19 protein-coding genes and 1 tRNA gene are annotated in these 19,386 nt (G+C 64.9%); 12 read left to right on the forward strand and 8 right to left on the reverse strand.

All coding sequences use genetic code 11. The annotated features are described in order from the left end of the window. Positions 1-80: 80 nt before the first annotated feature. Entirely contained in the window at positions 81-4,256 is a 4,176-nt protein-coding gene (locus AC50X6_RS03455) for an AAA family ATPase (protein WP_494964885.1), read from the forward strand. 31 nt (positions 4,257-4,287) lie between these two features. On the opposite strand, the gene AC50X6_RS03460 is transcribed toward AC50X6_RS03455, so the two are convergent. From AC50X6_RS03460 to AC50X6_RS03470, 3 genes are all read right to left on the reverse strand, one after another. Further along, positions 4,288-4,887, reverse strand: a complete 600-nt coding sequence (locus AC50X6_RS03460) for an RcpC/CpaB family pilus assembly protein (protein ID WP_494964886.1) — start codon at positions 4,885-4,887, stop codon at positions 4,288-4,290. A gap of 223 nt (positions 4,888-5,110) precedes the next feature. After that, positions 5,111-5,374 (reverse strand): FmdB family zinc ribbon protein, encoded by a 264-nt coding sequence (locus tag AC50X6_RS03465; RefSeq protein WP_494964887.1) that lies wholly within the window; start codon positions 5,372-5,374, stop codon positions 5,111-5,113. 150 nt (positions 5,375-5,524) lie between these two features. Further along, on the reverse strand, positions 5,525-6,187 hold the full coding sequence (locus tag AC50X6_RS03470) for a 5-formyltetrahydrofolate cyclo-ligase (protein ID WP_494964888.1): 663 nt from the start codon (positions 6,185-6,187) through the stop codon (positions 5,525-5,527). Positions 6,188-6,285: 98 nt separating this feature from the next. Here AC50X6_RS03470 and galU point away from each other — a divergent pair, with 98 nt between their 5' ends. The 5 genes from galU (at position 6,286) to AC50X6_RS03495 (ending at position 9,976) form a co-directional block, all read left to right on the forward strand. After that, positions 6,286-7,203 carry a UTP--glucose-1-phosphate uridylyltransferase GalU gene (gene galU, locus AC50X6_RS03475; protein WP_326968556.1) on the forward strand — a complete coding sequence of 306 codons (918 nt, stop codon included), beginning with the start codon at positions 6,286-6,288 and terminating at the stop codon, positions 7,201-7,203. A gap of 5 nt (positions 7,204-7,208) precedes the next feature. Then, positions 7,209-7,826, forward strand: a complete 618-nt coding sequence (locus AC50X6_RS03480; RefSeq protein ID WP_494964889.1) for a GNAT family N-acetyltransferase — start codon at positions 7,209-7,211, stop codon at positions 7,824-7,826. 141 nt (positions 7,827-7,967) lie between these two features. Beyond that, entirely contained in the window at positions 7,968-8,954 is a 987-nt protein-coding gene (locus AC50X6_RS03485; RefSeq protein ID WP_494964927.1) for a hypothetical protein, read from the forward strand. Positions 8,955-9,056: 102 nt separating this feature from the next. Beyond that, the gene (locus AC50X6_RS03490; protein ID WP_494964890.1) at positions 9,057-9,857 is read left to right on the forward strand and encodes an SDR family oxidoreductase; all 801 of its coding nucleotides are present in this window, start codon (positions 9,057-9,059) and stop codon (positions 9,855-9,857) included. Between the two features lie 46 nt (positions 9,858-9,903). Beyond that, positions 9,904-9,976 (forward strand) — tRNA-Ala (locus AC50X6_RS03495). A 160-nt stretch (positions 9,977-10,136) separates the two neighbouring features. Here AC50X6_RS03495 and AC50X6_RS03500 read toward each other — a convergent pair. The 3 genes from AC50X6_RS03500 to AC50X6_RS03510 all read right to left on the reverse strand — a co-directional run bounded on the left by AC50X6_RS03500 (position 10,137) and on the right by AC50X6_RS03510 (position 11,869). Further along, the gene (locus AC50X6_RS03500; RefSeq protein WP_494964891.1) at positions 10,137-10,997 is read right to left on the reverse strand and encodes a tyrosine-type recombinase/integrase; all 861 of its coding nucleotides are present in this window, start codon (positions 10,995-10,997) and stop codon (positions 10,137-10,139) included. Positions 10,998-11,333: 336 nt separating this feature from the next. After that, entirely contained in the window at positions 11,334-11,549 is a 216-nt protein-coding gene (locus AC50X6_RS03505) for a helix-turn-helix transcriptional regulator (protein WP_494964892.1), read from the reverse strand. Beyond that, entirely contained in the window at positions 11,546-11,869 is a 324-nt protein-coding gene (locus AC50X6_RS03510) for a winged helix-turn-helix domain-containing protein (RefSeq protein WP_494964893.1), read from the reverse strand. The genes AC50X6_RS03505 and AC50X6_RS03510 overlap by 4 nt, the downstream gene beginning before the upstream one ends. 107 nt (positions 11,870-11,976) lie before the next feature. Here AC50X6_RS03510 and AC50X6_RS03515 point away from each other — a divergent pair, with 107 nt between their 5' ends. Together AC50X6_RS03515 and AC50X6_RS03520 are read left to right on the forward strand one after the other, a co-directional pair. Then, on the forward strand, positions 11,977-12,345 hold the full coding sequence (locus AC50X6_RS03515) for a hypothetical protein (protein WP_494964894.1): 369 nt from the start codon (positions 11,977-11,979) through the stop codon (positions 12,343-12,345). Positions 12,346-12,389: 44 nt separating this feature from the next. Continuing rightward, entirely contained in the window at positions 12,390-12,887 is a 498-nt protein-coding gene (locus AC50X6_RS03520; protein ID WP_494964895.1) for a hypothetical protein, read from the forward strand. On the opposite strand, the gene AC50X6_RS03525 is transcribed toward AC50X6_RS03520, so the two are convergent. After that, positions 12,841-13,164, reverse strand: coding sequence for an ArsR/SmtB family transcription factor (locus AC50X6_RS03525; RefSeq protein WP_494964896.1), 324 nt, complete (start codon positions 13,162-13,164; stop codon positions 12,841-12,843). The two genes, AC50X6_RS03520 and AC50X6_RS03525, sit on opposite strands and share 47 nt — an antisense overlap. A 182-nt stretch (positions 13,165-13,346) precedes the next feature. Between AC50X6_RS03525 and AC50X6_RS03530 the strand changes: the two genes are divergently transcribed. The 3 genes from AC50X6_RS03530 to AC50X6_RS03540 all read left to right on the forward strand — a co-directional run bounded on the left by AC50X6_RS03530 (position 13,347) and on the right by AC50X6_RS03540 (position 16,148). Continuing rightward, positions 13,347-14,261, forward strand: coding sequence for a hypothetical protein (locus AC50X6_RS03530; RefSeq protein WP_494964897.1), 915 nt, complete (start codon positions 13,347-13,349; stop codon positions 14,259-14,261). A 262-nt stretch (positions 14,262-14,523) separates the two neighbouring features. Next, complete coding sequence (locus tag AC50X6_RS03535; protein WP_494964898.1) at positions 14,524-15,033, forward strand: hypothetical protein; 510 nt, start codon at positions 14,524-14,526, stop codon at positions 15,031-15,033. Continuing rightward, positions 15,033-16,148 (forward strand): C40 family peptidase, encoded by a 1,116-nt coding sequence (locus AC50X6_RS03540; RefSeq protein ID WP_494964899.1) that lies wholly within the window; start codon positions 15,033-15,035, stop codon positions 16,146-16,148. Before AC50X6_RS03535 ends, AC50X6_RS03540 begins: the two co-directional genes overlap by 1 nt. A 718-nt stretch (positions 16,149-16,866) precedes the next feature. Here AC50X6_RS03540 and AC50X6_RS03545 read toward each other — a convergent pair. Next, entirely contained in the window at positions 16,867-18,000 is a 1,134-nt protein-coding gene (locus tag AC50X6_RS03545; protein ID WP_494964900.1) for an ROK family transcriptional regulator, read from the reverse strand. A gap of 213 nt (positions 18,001-18,213) precedes the next feature. Here AC50X6_RS03545 and AC50X6_RS03550 point away from each other — a divergent pair, with 213 nt between their 5' ends. Next, positions 18,214-19,377 (forward strand): Gfo/Idh/MocA family protein, encoded by a 1,164-nt coding sequence (locus AC50X6_RS03550; RefSeq protein WP_494964901.1) that lies wholly within the window; start codon positions 18,214-18,216, stop codon positions 19,375-19,377. Positions 19,378-19,386 lie beyond the last annotated feature (9 nt).

Here is a 19,386-nt window from a genome sequence, read left to right on the forward strand (position 1 = left end):
CTACCCTCGAAAGCATGCCGGTATGGTCCAGGACGTCCCGCGCGAGTACAAAACACGCGAGCACAGAAAAGAAGGCAGCAGTGTCAGTTGGTCAAGGCCACCCCGAGGGTTCCGAGGAGCTCCGGAAATGGCTGTCCGGGCTGAAGCCCGTCACGGGAGCAGACACGATGCTGCGCTTCACCAAGACCCCTGAGGGTTCCATCGACCTGACCCACGCGCATCCGTCCGGCCTGGCCCAGCTGATGGCAGGGCGCCGCACCCGGCTGTCCACCCTGATCCGCGACCGCCAACAGTACATCGTGGCGGCCGGAGCCTCCCGTAACCTGCGGTCCAAGATCTTCGAACTCGCCAACGACCGTGGCATTGATGCAGGCTACTTCTCGGCGGGCACGGTCGTTTGGACCTCTGCCGTGGGGGGCAAGCCGCAGCGGGTCTCCGCTCCGGTCATGCTGGCGGCGATCTCGCTCACCATGCGCGCGGGCGAAGACGACTACGAACTGCAACTCACCGAACAGGCCAGGATCAATCCGGCCCTGGTCCGCCACCTAAAGACCATCCACGGGATCGTCTTCGACGTCAACGCCGTGACCCGGATGGCGTACAGCACCGCACGGTACGACCCGCAGCCGGTCATGGACCGGCTGGGCACACTCATCCAGCCCATCCACGGCGCCGAGGTTGAATACAACCTTCTGGTTTCCACCTTCGCCGATCTTTCCGGCAACCTGGATGACCCGTGGATCAACGAGAACAACGCGCTCGTGACCGCCTTGGGACGCGCCGCCGGGGGCGAATCCGTGGCTGTCCCTGAACTCAAGCCCGGCCGCTTCCCGAGCACCGACGAGCGGGACCCCGCGGACGAACTCCTGCTGCTCGACGCCGACACGGACCAGCAGTACGTGGTGGATGCCGTCCGCGCGGGGGACTCCCTCGTGGTCAGCAGCCCGCCGGGAACCGGCCAGACCCAGACGGCCCTTAACACCATCGGCGCGCTCGTCGATGAAGGCAAAACCGTGCTGGTGGTGGGGGACAGACGAGCCAGCCTGGGCGAAATCTCCGCCCAACTGGACACGCTGGGACTCGACTCGGCCCTGTTCCAGCTCACCGGGAACGCCGCTCCGCTGCAGCTCAAGGGCCAGCTTGTGCGGGCCATCGTGCGCAACGAGAAGTCCCTCGAGCCCCAGCTGGGCAACCTTCATGCGACCCTGACCGAGCACCGTCACGCGCTCAGGGACCACGTAGCGTCGCTCCACAATGTCCGCCAGCGCTGGGACTGCTCCCCGTATGAGGCCATGCAGTCGCTGGCCGCGCTGACCTCCATCCAGCCGGAGGCCCCGGCCACCACCGTCCGGCTCAAGCGCAGCGTGCTGGACAGCATCCGCGACCGCGAGGAACTGGCCGGACGGCTCCGCCGCGCCGCCGAGCTGGGCAGCTTCAGCCGGTCCTCGACCACGAGCCCCTGGCATGGCGCACGGCTCCTCACCCGCAAGGAAACCCAGGAAGCCCAGCAGGTTGCCCGGTCCGTGGCGGAAAGGCTGCCGGAATTGCGCGGGCGGATGGACGGCGTCGCCGACCACGCCGAGATCCGCCTCGGCGAGACATTCTCCGAGTGGGGCGACCAGATCGAACTCCTCGTAGCGGTCCGCGAAAGTCTCGACAAATTTACCCCGGACATCTTTGACCGCCCGGTCCACGACCTCATCTCCGCGACCGCCGCCTCTTCCTGGCGCCGCGAACGGAACATCGAGATGCCATCCATGCAGCGCTCCCGCCTGCGCCGGGTGGCAAAAGAGTACGTCCGGCCCGGTGTGCACATCGCCGATCTGCACAGCTCCCTGGTCCTCGTGCAGGACCAGCGCGCCGCATGGTCCGGGTACGCCACGACGCAGCGACACCCGGCCGTCCCATCCGGCCTCGCGGAAATCATCGCCCTCTACCGCGGGCTGGAAGCTGAACTCGCCGAGCTGGGTCAGGCCGTCCGGCACACCGCGGCCGGCGGGGAACTTCACGGCACCCCGTATGAGGAACTGATGGAGCGCCTGGAACGCCTGGTGGCGGACACGGGCACCCTCGAGACCCTGCCGGAGCGGACGCTCCTGGTCGAAAACATGCGCGAGCACGGCCTCGGTGAGCTGCTCTCCGACCTCGCGGAACGCGAAGTGCCTGCCGAGTCGGTGGCGGCGGAACTCGAACTTGCCTGGTGGCAGTCGGCCCTGGAAGCCATGATCAGCGGCGATGACTACCTCGCCATGTCCGACGGCGACGCCCTTCGCCAGCTCGAAGCGGAGTACCGCCTCGCGGACAACGCCCACATCGCGAGCGGTGCTGCAAGGTTGCGATGGAAGCTCGCCGAACGCTGGCGGGCCGCCATCGGGGAAAACCCGCGCCAGGCTGACCTGCTCCGGAGCCTGCTCAAGGACGGCCGCGTGACCCTGGCTGCCCTGACCGGACAGGCCCCGGAGCTGCTGCCCATGCTGGTGCCTGTGTGGTCGGTCAGCCCGTACCTGATGACGGGCGTGCTTCCGGTGGAGCAGAGGTTCGACGCCGTCGTCATCCTCGACGCCGAGGCGACCTCCCTGCAGGCCGTGCTGCCGTCCATCGCCCGCGCGACGCAGGTCATTGCCTTCGGCGACGACCGGATTGCCAGCCCCCGGACCTTTACTGTCGGCGTGGAGCGGCTCGCCGCGGGGGAAAGCTCGCACCAGGGCGTTGAGAGCGCCTACAAGGCCCTCACCCGCGTACTGCCCGTCTGGAACCTCCGCACCGTGTACCGCGCGGTCGACGAAGACCTTGTGCGGCAGTTGAGCCGATCCTTTTACGACGGCGGGCTCCGCCGGCTTCCGGAGGGACAGTCCGCGACCGGCCTGGACCGGGCGTTGACGGTGGAATACCTGCCGGACGGCACCGGTCTGCCCAGCGCGGACCAGGACGGCGTCGAGTCCGTAGTGGCCGAGGTGAACCGGGCCGTTGAGCTCGTCTTCGAACACGCCAGGCTCCGGCCCCGGACGTCGCTCGCCGTCGTGACCGGAAGCCTCCGCCACGCCGCCCGGATCGGCGAGTCCATCCGGCTGCAGCTGCCCAACTACCCGCTGCTGGCCAGCTTCTTCACCGCGGGGGACGAATCCTTCCGCGTGGTGGACCTGGAACGTGCCCAGGGCCTGGTCCGCGACCATGTGATCTTCTCCCCGGGCTATGGCCGCACCCCGCACGGGCGCGCGCTCCACAGCCTGGGCCCGTTGTCCGCAGAGGGCGGCCGCGCCAAGTTCGCCCTCGCGATGACCCGGGGACGCCGCTCCCTGCACGTGCTCAGCTGCTTCCGTCCCGAGGACCTTGACGTCACGAGGCTAAGCCACGGCGCGGTTGACTTCTATGAGCTCCTGGACCGTGAAATCGCCGGCAACTCCGATCTGGGCAGCCCTGCCTCGCGGGCCGCCGCCAGCGAGCAGGCGCTTGGTGCGGACCCGCTCGTGGCGGACCTGGGTGACCGGCTCCGTGCCCGCGGGGCACGGGTTTGGCACCAGTACGACGGGGCCCTGAATATGGTGGCGGCGGCCGACCCGCTGAGCACTATGGGCCAGGACGACGCCGACGTTCCCCGGCCGGTGGCCATCGAGTCCGACGGCACCGAGCAATACCGGCGGCTGACCGTGCGGGAACGGAGCAGGCTCCGGCCCCAGCTGTTGGAGCGGCTCGGCTGGCGCTACATGCCGCTATGGACCATAGAGGTTTTCACCGATCCTTCCGCGTGCGCCGACCGGATCGGCGGCTACCTGGGCCTGGAAAAGCCTGCAGTGTCCAGCAGGAACCGGACCTCGCCGGGATTCTTCGACGACGACGTCGAGAACCTGGCCGGCAATGACGCGCAGGAGCGGATCCAGTGGTTCCAAGCGCGCTCGGACTGGCCGGACATCGAGGACGGACGCGGAACGGATCACCGAAGCAAGGAGACCGACGGCATGAGCGCAGACGGCGATAGCGGGAACGACGCTGCCAGCGGCGACGCCAGGGGCCGGGACACCCATAACCGGGAAGCCCCAGGTTGGGACGCCCAAGGTTGGGACACCCACGGCCGGGACACCGGCGACCGAAAGGATGCACTGGAATCGGCACGCCAGCCGGCAGCCCAGGCCACGGTCCCCGAGGATGTGCTGCCCAACAAGGCCACCGAAGACGATCCCCGGCGCTGGGGCGACCGGCCCAGCGGGTACGACCACGATTCCTGGCTCCAGGAGCAGAAACCTCCGCACTGGGGCTAATCACCTCACGGGGGAGTCCCGGAGGGACAGCCTACCCGGGAACGGCAGTGACGAGGACGAAGAACAGCTTTCCCTGGGTGGAGGACCCGGCGAGCCGCCGCGCCTGATCAGGGTCGGCTGCCACGACCAGAAGGCCGTCCGGTTCCCCGCTGGCCAGCCATTGGCCCGCCTCCCCGCCGTGCTCGGAGGTCCACAGCACAGGCACGGCCGCGGCCAGAAGCTGGGACACCGCCGGTTGTTCGAAGCCGTTGCCGCTCGTCATCACTACGTTCACAAGCTGCCCGGGGGAGAGTAGCCGGATTGACGCCGGATCCGCCATTCGGAGCGGCACGGCGGCGGATCCTGCCGGGCTGCCGGCCAGCAGCCCGGGCCCCAGCAGTTGCGCATCGGTGAGCAGTTGGCCTTTGCGAAAGGCAACCGCCAGTTGCTTGCCCTGTAGCTCGGCGCTGGTGCTGAAGCTGCCGCCGGGCACAACGCCGCGGGGGACGTTCAGTACCGTGAGGTCATCTACTGCCAGTGTCTTGCCGGCCGGCAGGTCCCTGGCCGCAGCGAAGGCGGTCACGGTGTCTGCAGGCTCGGGAGTCAGCTGCTGCACCGTGAGGCCCGCGGCGACGCATAGCAGGAGGGCCACGGCGAGACGCCGGTTGCGGTTCAGCCAGCGGCTCAGGCGCCGGCGCTGCGGCAGACGTTGAGGCAGATGGGGCGGTCTGCTGGTCCGCCCGGGGTGTGTGGGTGGACCGTGCAGTCGGCTGGAAACGGGGGACATACCGCCACGCTACGCAGCGGATCTGCCAAGCGGCAGGCGTGCAAGTGCCTATGTGGACAAGTTGGCGTCCACCGCGCAGTGGCGCGGCCTAGGAAGCAGAAGCGGAAGCGGAAGCAGCCGCGGGCGTTGCTGCGGGAGTAGCTGCCGGTGCGGGCGCGACGGCGCTGCCCTTGGCCTGACGGGAGTCCGTCCGGTAGAAGCCGGAGCCCTTGAAGACGACGCCGACGCTGTTGAACTTCTTGCGCAGGGTCCCCTGGCATTCGGGGCAGGACGTGAGGGAGCCATCGGTGAATGACTGCACGATCTCGAAGTTGTGGCTGCAGTCCTTGCAGGCGTATGCGTAGGTGGGCACTGGAAATCCTCCTCTAGGACAAACGAGCAGGTCCCGTGCTGCCCGGTCAGGATCACTGCCGACATATCCGCCGACAGGTTCCGTCCCTTAGCAGTCGCAGGGCCTGAGTGCTAATTCTATCATCCGGGAGGCGGGGTCTCCCGAGGGCGTTTACAGCAACCGGATCAGCCCGGCCGGTGTCAGGGCGGCAGCTACCTTGCGGTCAAAGTACTCCGCCGGGATGCTCCCGGCGGGCAGCACCTCGCCGGCGAAGACGACGGCTGCGGTCGGCAGCGGCGGGAACGCGCCGTCGTCGGGCAGCGTGGGCCGCGCTGGCAGGACGGCATCCAGAGCCGCGAGGAACTTGTCGTAGTAGCCGCCGCCCTGCCCGATTCTGTTGCCGGCGAGGTCCACCGCGGTGGCCGGCAGGAAGATGCCGGCGACGTCCCCCATCACCGCCGTGCCGTGGCGTTCCCCGGCAGGTTCCTGGATGGGGGCGTAGCGGCTGCGGACAAACCCTGACGACGGCGTCCAGAAGACCCAGCTCAATTCGAGCGCGGGCTCGCAGACCGGCAGCAGCACCCGGTGCCCGGCGCCGTGCAGCGCCGTCAGCAGGGGGAGGGTGGGCGGTTCGGACCCCACGCCCAGATAGGCGGCGAATGTGGCGGGCACGTTAGCGCCCGCAGCAACCGCGGCAACTGCGGCAGCAACAACCGCGGAGGCCCAGGCCAGGCCGTGGCGTGCGAGGCCCACCCCTGCGCTCTCCAGCTCAGCCGGCGACAGGGCGGCGCGCCGGGCGCGGTGGCTGGACCGGATCTCTTCCTTGGACGCCATGACGGCCCGTACCTCCATCTGGCGAAGGCCGGGAGTGCGTGCCCCCCGGCGGCTGGAATGATTACCTATTGTTTTGGTCCCTCCGTTAGATTAGTCCAGTGACTACACCCAACGCTCCCGTCCGCAAGGCCGTCATCCCCGCTGCGGGCCTCGGCACCAGGTTCCTTCCCGCGACGAAGGCCATGCCCAAGGAAATGCTGCCCGTCGTCGACAAGCCGGCCATCCAGTACGTCGTCGAGGAAGCAGTCAACGTCGGCCTGAGCGACATCCTGATGATCACCGGACGCAACAAGCGCGCGCTCGAGGACCACTTCGACCGTGTCCCCACGCTTGAAGCCACCCTTGAAGCCAAAGGGGACACCGCCAAGCTCGAGTCGATCCAGGCTGCCAGTAACCTCGGCGACATCCACTATGTGCGCCAGGGCGATCCCCTGGGCCTGGGCCACGCGGTCCTCCGCGCCAAGCAGCACGTCGGCTACGAGCCGTTCGCAGTCCTGCTCGGCGATGACCTGATCGATGCCCGCGACGAACTGCTCAGCACCATGATCGAAGTCCAGGCCAAGACCGGCGGATCCGTCATCGCCCTGATTGAGGTGGATCCCGCCCAGATCAGCGCCTACGGCTGTGCCGACGTCGAGGCGATCAGGGGTGAGGAGTACGTCCGGATCAAGCACCTCGTGGAGAAGCCCGACGTCGATGACGCACCGTCCAACCTTGCCGTGATCGGCCGCTACGTCCTCCACCCGGCGGTCTTTGAAGTACTGGAACGCACCGAACCCGGCCGTGGCGGTGAAATCCAGCTCACCGACGCCCTGCAGGAGCTCTCCTCCGGCGACGGCGAAGGCTACGGCGTCTACGGCGTCGTGTTCCGCGGCCGCCGCTACGACACCGGCGACAAGCTCAGCTACCTCAAGGCCTGCGTCCAGCTTGCCTGCGACAGCGAGGACCTGGGCCCCGGCCTGCGTGAATGGCTGCCCGGCTTCGCCTCTAGCCTCGCTCCGAGCCTCACCAAGTAATTCCCATGGCGGGCTTCAACTGGCCGGTCACGCTGGAAAGCGGTGACCTCGTCCTGCGGCCGATCCGCTACCGCGACCGCAAGGCATGGACCGAGGTCCGCACCCGCAACAGCGAGTGGCTGGCACCCTGGGAAGCATCGAACCCCGCTCCCGGCGGCGGGCTGCCGGACTACCGGCAGATGGTGCGGTCCCTCAAGGTGCAGGCGGGCCAGGCCACCGCCCTGCCGTTTGTCATCACGGCCCGGACCCCGGGTTTCCAGGAACCGGTGCTGGTGGGCCAGTTGACTGTGTCCTCGATCGTATGGGGCTCCGCAATGATGGCAACGCTGGGCTACTGGGTCGATAGGGACCGGGCGGGCCACGGCATCGCCCCGACCGCGGTGGCCATGGTGACGGACTACTGCTTCAGCACCCTGGGGTTACACCGGATGGAGATCAACATCAGGCCCGAAAACGGACCCAGCCTCCGGGTGGTCGAGAAGTTGGGCTTCCGCGATGAGGGCTCCCGGCCGCGCTTCCTGCACATCAACGGGGCATGGGCCGACCACCGCAGCTTCGCGCTGACGTCCGAGGAAGTCCCCGATGGTCTGCTGGACAGATGGCTCCGGGGCCGCCCGGAGTGAGTCCGCGGCCCGCTCCCGGGCCGGCCTTGCTTCATAAATCCACTGAATTGCAGTTGCCGGGCGACACACCGCGGATAATGCGGCGCCGATCCCGGTGTTGCTCATACGGTTTTGAGTGTGGACTTCCCTCTCAGCAGCTCTGTGATCCTTGTGAGTGCTGTTGCGCTCTGGATTGTGTGGGTTGGCCCCTATCTGCTCCGGAACGGCCGCCACCGGCTGCAGCCTGCGGGCGAGCTCCTGGCGGATGTCATCGATCGCGAAAAGCCAGAAACCCAAGCCGGGACTGTCATGAAAATGACAGCCCAGCAGGAGAAACCCATGACCAGTACGCAGCGCACGGAATCCGCAACGAGCATCGCCGGCAGCGACGGCGCCCGGAAGCTTGCCGTACCCGGTCCGGCTTTCAGGATCCGCTACGGCCGCTTCGCCCTCGCCCTGGCGGGCCTGGTGTCGCTGCTCACCGGGGTGGTCTTTGCGGCCCTTCGAATTTTTGGCATCGGCCCCGCGTTGCTGCCCGTCGTGGCACTGCTGGCAGCTGTCGGCGCCGTCGTGATGCTCCGCCGGCTGGCTGTCCGGGACCGCCGCCGCACAGTGAACGCCGCTTTCCGCGCGGCGATGAGCGCACCGGCCCGGCCGGCGCAGCCCGCTCCGGAGAATGCCGACGCCGGGCGGCCAGCCGGGGACACCGGGTTCACCAAGCGGACCGAAACTACGCTCTTCGACGCCCAGGCTGAGCCTGCCGCCCGCCGACCCGCACCGAAGCTCCTCACAGCCCAGGAACTGCGCCAGGCGGCTTTGGCGGAAGCGGTGGCCTCGGGTGACACGTCTGTCCGCGTCGCCGCGGACCCCGCCCCGACTGCCACCGGGGGATCCAGCTGGGAGCCGGTGGAAGTTCCGAAGCCCACCTACGTTGAAGCGCCGAAAGCCGAGCGTGCCGCACCCGAGCCGCTCGACCTGCCGGAAACTCCAAAGGCAGTCGGCAAGCCCTCACTCAAGCAGGGCACTGCCACCCAGTCGGCGTCGTCCGCGCCGCTGGGTGCTGGCACCGACGCCGACGCGAAGACGCCCGGGAAGGCTCAGAGCGCGCTCAGCAACCTCGACGACGTCCTGCAGCGCCGCCGCGCCTGAATCACTCCGTCAATGCCCCGGGCCGCCAGCAAAGGGCAGCCCGGGGTTTTTCGTGCGGTCCGGGGACTGCCCCAACCGGCCGCAGGGCGGTAGCCTCGGGGCATGAGCAGAATCTGCATCGCCGGGGGAACAGGTCAAGTTGGCCGCGAGGTGGCCCGTCAGGCCCTTGCCGCCGGGCACACGGTCGCCGTCGTCAGCCGGAACCCGCCGCCGGCCGGTACGCCGGAGGTGGCAGGGGGAGCGGAGTACTTTCAAGCCGACGTCACGACGGGGGTGGGGCTGGCAGCGGCGCTGGCCGGGGCCGACGTCGTGATCGATTGCCTGGAAGGGCGCTCCGGCAAGGCCTTGAAGAACTTCGCCGACGGCGGCGCGCGGCTGCTCGCCGCTGCCCAGGACGCCGGCGTGGCCAGGGCAGCGTTGCTGTCCATCATCAACTGCGACCGGAGCGGCTTCGGCTACTACAAATCCAAGGCCGCCAAGGAACACGTGTACGAACTGTGCGGGCTCGAGACTTCTGTGCTCCGGGCAACTCAGTTCCATTCGCTGTTGGCCACGATATTTGCGGCAGGCTCGAAGCTTCGGATCATCCCGGTCATTGGCGGCGCCCGGTTCCAGCCGATCGCCCCCTCGGAGGCCGCGGCGGCGCTGCTCGCTGCGGCACTCGACGCGCAGTCCGGTCGCCGGCACCGGGTCCTCACCATCGGCGGACCGGAGATCGCCGGGATGGCTGAACTGGCCCGGGAGTGGAAGCAGGCGAGCGGGTCCCGCGGACGGCTGGTCCGGCTGCCGCTGCCGGGCGCGATGGGCAGGTACCTGCGTGCGGGCCTGAACCTGGTTCCGGAGGAACGACACGGCACGGAGACATTCGCGGGCTGGCTGGCAAAGAGCGCAGATAGTTTGTAGCCTAGGGACACCGGCAACGCCGTTCCCTCGGGACCGGCGTTGTTTCGGGGCTATAGCTCAGTTGGTAGAGCGCTTCGTTCGCATCGAAGAGGTCAGGAGTTCGAATCTCCTTAGCTCCACTGCAAAAGCCTTCTGAACTGCGGAAACGTTGGGTTGGAAGGCTTTCTGTTTGCCTCTCGATGGCTCAGCCACACGGAAACCACACGCTTTCGTTAAAATTCTGGTGTGGGTTTCACGTCTTGAAGTCCGTGCGCCGGACTCCGTGGCGGCTGCCGGCATTCATCTGGGCATGCGGTCCGGGCCGGATGGTGATTCCTTGCCGAACTTTTGGAGTGTGTCCGTGAGATCCGGTGACTCGTTGGCCTTGGCGATGTAGTGCTTTTCCGTAATGGCCGTTCCCGAATGCCCGAGTTGCGCCGCGGCATGCTTGGAGCTGTAGTCCTGGTCAATCAACGTGGCAACAGATTTCCGGAAGACATGCGGCGTGACCCATTCATAATCCGATCCGGCCCGGGCGTCCCGCCACTGCCTCCGGAAGTTATGTGGGCTCCGCACGGTTCCAGTAGAAGACGGGAACAACATGTCTTTGGGTTTGGGCTCCTCGGCTAGATGCCGGCGCCGGAGGGTTTGCACGGCATAGGGAGGTACCTTCATGGTGCGGAAGCCGGCTTTTGTCTTCGGACGGTCCTGTCTGTAGGCACCGCGGCCTTTTTCCATGACGACGGTGCCGGAGATGGTGATCGTGGGCGGTTCCGCTTCGAGATCGATATCTTGCCAGCGGATGGCTAGGACCTCTCCTATTCGGGCGCCGGTGGCAAGAAAGATATCTAGGACGTCGAGTAGGTCTGTTGCACGTGGACGTCCCTGGTGACTGGGGTCCTCCTGCCACCTGCCAATGACGATCCTGAGCTTCTGAACGTCTTTGACGGACAGGGCTTTGACGTTCTTGGTTGCGATCTTGATGGGTCCGACATCCCGGATTGGATTGCTGTGCAGGGCATCATGCCGGACCGCGAGACCGATCATGCCGGTCAGAACGATTTTCGAATGACGTGCGGTGGCCGGGTGGTCTGCGGCGACGTTTTTGAGGAACCGGTCGATGCGGCCGGTGCTCAGTTCGTGCAGTCGGAGTCCGGCCAATGCGGGCTTGATGACACGCCTGTAGGTGTCGCGATAGCCATCGATGGTCCTCCGGCCTGCGCGACCATTGTTCTCGATTTCGTCGAACCACATATCGCTGAGCTCGGATAGCCGAGTGTTTCTGGAAATTTCACTCGAGGTAGGGGCTTGCCGATCCTGGAATGAAGTGACCAGGTTTCGCTCTGCGGCGGCTCCACTATTTCCCCAAGCTTCCGCGGTGCGGGTGATGCCGTCGGTGTCACGGTATCTCGTTGCAGCACGCCACCGGCCGTTCGAGTGTTTCTTCCGGCTAATCTTCCCCCAGGTGCCGAGCGGCAGCGGTGGTCTTGGTGACATCTAGGCTTCCAGGCGAGAGGACAACCAGGAATCGTAGTCGGTCCGGCTGATCCGCAGGTGCCTACCGATGCGGTACGCGCGAGGCCCGAGGTGTTTGACCCGCCACTGGTAGAACGTCTGCTCCGGAATCTGAAGCTGGGTGCAGATGTCCTTAGGGGTCAGCCACTGATCGTCGGCAGTTTCTGCAGTGTTGCTGCTTTCTGGGGTGGTAGTCATGAGGTTCTCCGTCGTAGTTGCCGGCCCAAGGGCAAGGTCTGTTCCTGGTTCATAGGAGCAGGGCATTGGGACGGCATGACGGACACTTGGAAGCTTGCCGCCAGTGCGCCGGCGTGGCGCTGCACGTGTTCGGGGGAAGCGCTGAACTGAGCCGATGAGTGTTGCACCAGTCCAGCGTCTTGAAGCAGGTCGAGGTGCCGGCGGACGTTCGACGGCGCGGCGTGGAGTTCACTGCCGATCTGGCTGCAGGTTGACGGGCCGGTTCTCAGGAGGAAGCGAATGATTCGGCTTCGCGTTCTGTTCATCAAGATGCTCGACATGGAGACCACAACCTGAGGAGTGATGAGGGAGGCTTGTGTAGACGGGTCTACACAAGCAGGGTACCCCCGGTCCAGGTCATGTTGGAAGAGGCTCACTTCGGAAATGAATGCCCGACGAAAGTGAGGGCATTCCCATGCTGGATCACCCGCAGATCAAAGCGTTCAACGAAGCCGCCGCGATGCTCCGTGCTGAACGGTACTGGGACTACGGTTCAAAGGACGAGCACCTCGAGTTTCTGAGGGCGCTGAGTGAGGTGCTGGCCGAGGTCTGCTACCACCTGGACGAAAATGACGTGCTCCCGCCGGAGCTCCTCAAGGCCGGTCGGGACATGGCGGCTCCCGCGATCCGGAACCTGCCACTGCGTCCGTCGGCGCACCTTGTCCTAATGTCTTATCTGGACCGTCGGATCGAGCAGTTGATTGCCGCGCCGGATGACTCAGGCAATACTGGGGCGAAGGGGAGTCGTAGCGCCTGACCGGACTGCCGGCCCCCGATCGAATGAAGGGGTGGGCAGCGACGATGGACGATACAGGGCCAAGTGACGTGTTGTCTTCCCAGGCCCAGCTGGCTCGTCGTCTGAACCTGTTGCTCGACGTCGTGGTTGCTGAACGCGGGAAGCCCGTAACGTTCCGCGAGGTTCAGGCCGAACTCGAGGGTAGGGGCATCAAGTTGTCCCGCGCGCGCTGGTTCTATATGAAAGAGGGGACTGGGCGTCTGGTCAGCGATCCGGTGCTGTTGGCAGGGTTGTGCAACATCTTCAACGTTGACCCCTCTTACCTGATCGGCGACGACGCCGAATTGCCCGAACGGATCGATTCGCAACTCGAGTTTGTGAAGTCCCTGCGTGCGGCCAGGGTGAAGTCCTTCGCGGCGCGGACGCTGGGCGACGTGTCGCCGGAAACGCTAAAGGCCATCTCTGAATACCTCAACAGGGACATCGACCGCCATCCTGGAGCGGAAGAGGCTGCAGCTAATCCTCCAGGAGATACTGAAGATGAGCCGCCAACAACACTTTGATCCGCGCGGGGTTGGCTGAATAGCGCGGCGAGCGTCCATGCCGTCGGCCAGGCTCAAGGTCCACCGCGATGGCGCCGGTCTCCTCAAGGGCAAGCAGGTGCTTGGCCACGCTCGGCTCACCGGCGCTCACTGCTGCCACGATGTCACCGCGGGTTGCCGGACCATGCGCGGAAAGGTAGCGGAGGATCTCGTTGCGTGATCTGTTGCCAAAGGTCGCGACGGCGGCTTCGACGTCGTTCGACCAGGCTTCGTCGTGCGGCTGCGTGATCCTGGGCATGGAACCATTCTTACCGAACGAACCCCGAAAAGTAAGACTCGCAGTCTTGACGATACTTTAAGTAACCTTGACAATAGTTTGTATAGCCTTGTTGTAGTCGTGGTTGGCGCTGATTGTCGTGGCCACACCTGAGGCGCCGGCCGTGCCGACGCCGGCCTTATTGGAATCGTTTAGTTAATGCGGTGAAGACCATGCGCGTCGAATCCAGGGCGAACCACGCCCAACAAGATCAAGCAAGTGCAGGAACCATCGATGTCTCATTGCGCGGTGCGCCGGAGCCGGCCGAGGTTTCAGTCCCGGTAGATCAAATCATGATCGCCGTCGACGGCGTTCAGCGATACGTGGTTTCGCATCTGGCGCGGATCGGCAGGTCCTGCGACGTGGACGACGTTATGCAGGACATCCGGGTCGCGGTGTGGGATGGGGTGACCCGGGGTCATTACCGCCAGCTACCCGGCATTCCGTTTGGTGCCTGGGTTCAGGGGGTGTGTGCGAACGTGTGCGCCGCGCACGTCCGTCGAGAGCTGAGCCATCAGACGCTCCCGCTGATCGTTGAACCAGGGAATGCCGACGGGTATACGCCGTTTGTTGCTCTGGCGGTGCTGGGCATGGACCGGAGCGGGGCTCAAAGTACTGAGAAGATCATTGATCAGCAGTGGGCGCGAATGATCATTGAACTGACGCGGGGCAGCGTGCCCAAGGTAGTTTGGGACCTTGCCGTCGACAGCCTCACCGGGCCGCGTCACTACGGTCCGCCGTCGCCGCAGGACCGCCGTCGCTGGCACGCGGTGACCGTAGTGCGCCAGACGGCGAAAACCGTTCAAAATGCACTGGACGTTGATCAGGGAGCCATCCGCAACATCGGAGACGTGTCCCGGCACGCAGCAGAGTGCCTGCCCACACCGGTACTCCGCCGAACAGCCGAAAGTATCGTTCGTGCTGGTCTCCGAGGACCTGAACGAAAGAGGGCTCTGGAGGGGTTGGCCGCCCAGTTGGGTGTCACCGAGCGCTATGTGGCTGTCCAGATCGGCTTCGCGCGGCGGCTGTATCAAACTGCGTGGAGGATTCTCCAGGCCGGGACGCGGACTGCCTGCTGAGTCATGTTGTGGGTCCGCACTCTCTCGATGAACAGGCGAGGAGGAGGCCGGAATGTCCGTATTGCGGAGAAGCTCACTGCCAGGAACAAACAGCCGGCGTCGATGGTGGATCGCAGCAATCGCGCTCTTGAGTGTGGTCACGGCGCTCATCGCTGTCATGCGGCCCACGCCGGCAGTGGCTCCGGTTCCACCATCGTCAACGATGCCCATCCCGCAGAGTCCGGCGAATGCTTCCCCCGAGACGCAGGCACAAACTCCGAGGGTGGCTCCTGACGTTGTGATTGCCGATGCGGACGGCGCACCTCGAACTGCTGACTTCCGCAAGCTCGCCGCCACGGCGGCGACGGCGATCTACACCTGGGACACGCGAACGTCGTCCTACTCGGAGGTCTACTCACGGCTCCGTGACTGGTGGGACGTGCTTCCGGACGGGTCCAACCCCTTGGCAGTCCTGGTGCAGGAGTTCGAAGCGACCGGGGTCAACGCGGGAAGCTACGCGACTTTGGCTGATCAACAGGCGTACCGTTCGGCCGCGGTTGAATCCCTGCGCTGCGACAGCGAGTTGGCCAAGGTGAGGGAGCGGCCGGCGCCATGGGCGGGCCTGCATGTGTGCACAATCTCGCTTAGGGTTCTGGATCAATCGGCTTCGACCAGCAACACCTACACGGCGCCCGTCAGCGTCATGGTGAACTGCCCGCCTGCTGTGACGGCCCCGCCGGATCATTGCGTCATGGTCGGCTTTTACGCGGCACCGAGCAGGATCGTGTACTGATGCCAGCCGCCATGCTGTTTGCTGGGCTGGTCAGGCGCCGGGCCATCCTGCGGGTTTTTCTGGCCGCGGCCTCAGTCTTGATCCTCGTGGGGGCCTTCGCTTTTAGCGCAACCGTGGCGGTGCTCGGCGCGGGCGCCGTTGACACAACGAGTGTCTGCTCGCAAGGCGGCGCGGGCGGGCAGCCAGCCGCGAACAGAGCGGGTGCCATCAGCATCCGCGCGAGCAGCCAGGCCCCGGTCAGTGTGACCGCGAGGCAAATGGCCGTCGCGGGGGACTATGTTTCGATCGGCCAGCAATTGGGCGTTCCCCGAGACGGCCAGATCATCGCAATCATGATGGCACTGCAGGAATCCAGCCTCAGAGTCCTCGCCAACGTAAACGTACCTGCCTCCCTCCAGTACCCGCATGACGGCCTCGGCAGCGACCACGATTCCCTCGGTACCGCCCAACAGCGCCCGGCGGCCGGCTGGGGGTCCGTTGGGCAGCTAATGGATCCCAAGTACAACGTGCGAGCTTTCTACGGCGGACCTGCCGGTCCCAACCGTGGCAGCCCGCCCGGGTTATTGGATATTCGCGGTTGGCAATCCATGAACAAAGGCCAAGCTGCGCAAGCTGTTCAGGTGTCGGCGTTCCCGGAGCTGTATGCGCGGTGGGAGGCTGAAGCAACGGCCATAGTTGACGCGCTCGACGGCGGGATAACACCGGCTACGTGCGTCGATAGGCTGCATTCCTCGAAGGACGCGGTCGTTCCCACAAATCTGAGTCAAATCCGCAAAGATATCCTGCGGTTTACCCAGCAAGGGGTCGGCGGCGCCTACGTATGGGGTGGCACGGAGTATAAGGCGTGGGACTGTTCCGGTTACGTCCAGTGGATCTACGGACAGGCTGGATTCAATCTGCCGCGAGTGGAGCAATGGAGGGTCGGTACGCGGACCGACAATCCGCAGCCCGGGGACCTGGTGGTCCAGAACGCACAGGGGTCGAACAACTGGGGCCATGTTGGCATTTATGCGGGGGACGGCATGATGTACAGCGCGCTAAATCCCGCGGTGGGTACGCTACTGCATCCAATAGCTTGGAATACGGATTCGGCGTATTTTGATCTATTGACGTGACGCGTAGTTACGCCGAACGTAGAAGCCCGAATTTAGCTCCTGCGGGCGGGATAGGAACGGAAAAATTCTCGATACAGGCTCTAAGGAGATGTCCGTGACCGGGCGAGCGCATGCAGCGCTTGCCAAGGGTGGGGTGCGCGGGGGAGCCGTGGCCGGCGCTTGGAGTCGCTGAGGAGGTTGATAGGGCGCAAAACGCGAGAGAGCGCGCCGTCATGCCAGCAATCGTTGTTCGGGACATTCCGAGATCGCGGGCAAGCTGCGCAACGGGTTCACCGCCTTCGACCCAGCGGTCAGCGCTTCGAATCTCGGTCGGTGGACTTCTGTCGCGCCGAAACGCGTGCGGAGCCGATCAGGTTCGTCATTGGCTGCTCCGATGTGTCTGGTAACCAACGGTGGATACGCCGATTCCATCAAAAGGTTTCGACCGTCACCGACATTCGAGACATAGTTACGAGAATCGACGGCCGCGGACGAGCCCACACCATCCCGCGGAAACTAAAGTATTGCCGACGCACCGGTCGCCGGGTCGACGAGACGCCTCGTATCCTAAGGGTTACGAGACTGCCTGGTGCTCCAGTTGGGGGACCATAAGCGGGCGATAAACCGGGCAGGTCATACGGGCTTCCGGACACCAGGCCTCACGTAGGCGAGAATTCGAGGCGATGCGCCCTTTCATCGACCCACTTACGCGGCTCACACTGTGTGAGCCGGCGCGAATTCACTCGGCTGCTTGCGCGCTGAGTGCTTCCATTAGTCCTTGTGAAAGTGCGTGTTCGATGGCGAGCAGGCTTGCGCCGATGACTCCTGCTTCGGCGCCTGAGCGCGACTGTCCGATGTGCAGATTCTGGGTGGCTAGTGGCATGGACCGGGCGTAGACGACTTCCCTGATGCCTGCGATGAGGTGCTCTCCGGCTTGGGCCATGGACCCCCCGACCGTGATGACGGAGGGATTGACGATGCTGACGCATGCGTTGAGGACCTCGCCAATGTCTCGTCCGGCCTGGCGGACGGCCTGTATAACGGCGAGGTTCCCCGCGCTGGCTTGATCGATCACATCGGAAACTGTTTCAATCTGCTCGCCGCTTGCCCGCAGGGCTGCGGCAATAGCGGGCCCGCTGGCGACCGCCTCCAAGCAACCTGTATTGCCGCAGGAGCAGGCGATGCCTGCGCCTCTGGAGACGGAGATATGGCCGATATCGCCTGCGGTGCCATCAGCGCCCCGTTGTAACTGCCCTCCGCTGATAATTCCGGATCCTATGCCTGTGGCCACCTTGACAAAGATCATGTGCTCGGTATCGGGCCATATCGCTGAGCGTTCGCCGAGGGCCATGATGTTTACATCGTTGTCGACCAGCACCGGGACGGGGAAGGCTTGCTGGACTCTGCCCGGCACATCGAATCCGTCCCATCCGCGCATGAGCGGCGGCTTGGACGGCTTCCCTGTGCTGTGCTCTACGGGGCCGGGCAGACCTATACCGACGGCAACCAGGTCAACCGCGTCGCGTTGAATCTGTGCGAGCAGCTTTGCGATGGTGTCGCAAAGACAGGCGAGGACCTCTTCTGGGCCGGTCCTGATGTCAAGGGGTGTATGAATTTCGGCCAGTATCGAACCGGCGAGGTCGGTGATGGCCATCGTCGCGTGGGTGGCTCCGAGGTCAGCCGCAGCGACGATGCGTGCCGTGGGATTGAAAGCAATCCTAGCGGACGGACGTCCCCCTGTGGACAAGGCATCCGATACCGGCATTACGAGCCCAAGCCGGGTCAGGGAATCGATCCGCAGGGCAACAGTCGAACGAGCGAGACCGGTGGTGGCCGCCAAATCAGCTCGCGTCCGCGGCTTCCCGTCGCGCATGAGCTGGAACAGCTCAAAGGTGCCGAAGCCGGCGGCAGTCGCTACTCCTGGCTTGTTGATACCAATCGCCTTCCGTTCTTTACATCGCAAATTCCCTCAGCCTATTGCATCATGCGCGTCAGCTTCTCGGTCCGTGTTGTAAGTATATCCTCAAACAGCGATCTTTTGTATTGGCCTTGACAGAAGTCCAGTGACGAGTGTCATACTTTGGTGGTGAAGACAAATGACCTCGACGCTGAGCGGCCTGTCCTGCGGGCCGGCTTTATTGGCAGCGGATTTATGACCGGCATCCATGCGCGGGCCGTCAGGGCCGTTGGGGCAATCCCGGCCGGGGTAGCGTCTTCCACTCCGGAGAGCGCAGAGGCGGCCAGTGTTCGCTTAGGTCTGGGACCGGCCTTTTCCTCCGTCGAACAGCTTCTGGCCGACGATTCCATAGACGTTGTCCACATCTGCACACCCAACACCACGCATGCGGAACTGACGGAGGCCGCGATCAGGGCGGGAAAACACGTCATCTGCGAAAAGCCGCTGGCGACAAGCGCCGCGGACGGGGCGCGGCTGACCCGTCTGGCCGCGGAAGCCGATGCGGTCGGCGTCGTACCGTTTGTATACCGGTTTCACCCTATGGTCCGGGAAGCCAGGTCCCGAGTACGAAATGGTCAAGCGGGCCGGATCCTGAGCGTTCAGGGCTCGTACCTGCAGGACTGGCTGCTGTCCAGCGAGGACAATGACTGGAGAGTGGATGAAAAACTGGGAGGCCCGTCACGGGCCTTCGCGGACATTGGATCCCACCTCTGTGACCTCATAGAGTTCGTGCTCGATGACCGCATCCAGCATCTGACGGCACTCACCCGGACTGTCTTCGGGCAGCGGGGCAGCACCACCGAGGTCAAAACGGAAGACATTGTTTCCGTGCTTTTCGAAACACGGAAGGGCACTGTCGGCACGCTCATGATCAGTCAGGTCGCGCCAGGCCGGAAAAACCGTCTGGCCCTGGAAATCGGCGCTATGGCCGAAAGCCTGTTCTTCGATCAGGAAAACCCTGAATTGCTCTGGATCGGACGTCGCGGCGGGGCGCAGCTCCTGCAGCGGGACGCAGCAGTGCTCGACCCTGCCGCTGCAAAATACTCGGTGGTCCCGGCCGGTCATCCCCAAGGATATCAGGATGCGTTCAACGCCCTGATGGGTGATGCCTATGCAGCCATGGACGGGCGGGTACCAGACGGGCTTCCTGTGTTCGCGGACGGCTACCGGTCAGCTGTTCTGACCGAGGCCATCCTCGAATCCAATGCGCGAAGAACCTGGGTGGAAGTGCCGGCGCATCCCCCTGATCCTTTGTTTCACAAGCCATTGAACGCTTCAATACATGAGGCCTGAAGGACCAGC

It is taken from the genome of Pseudarthrobacter sp. HLT1-7 (assembly GCF_059383435.1).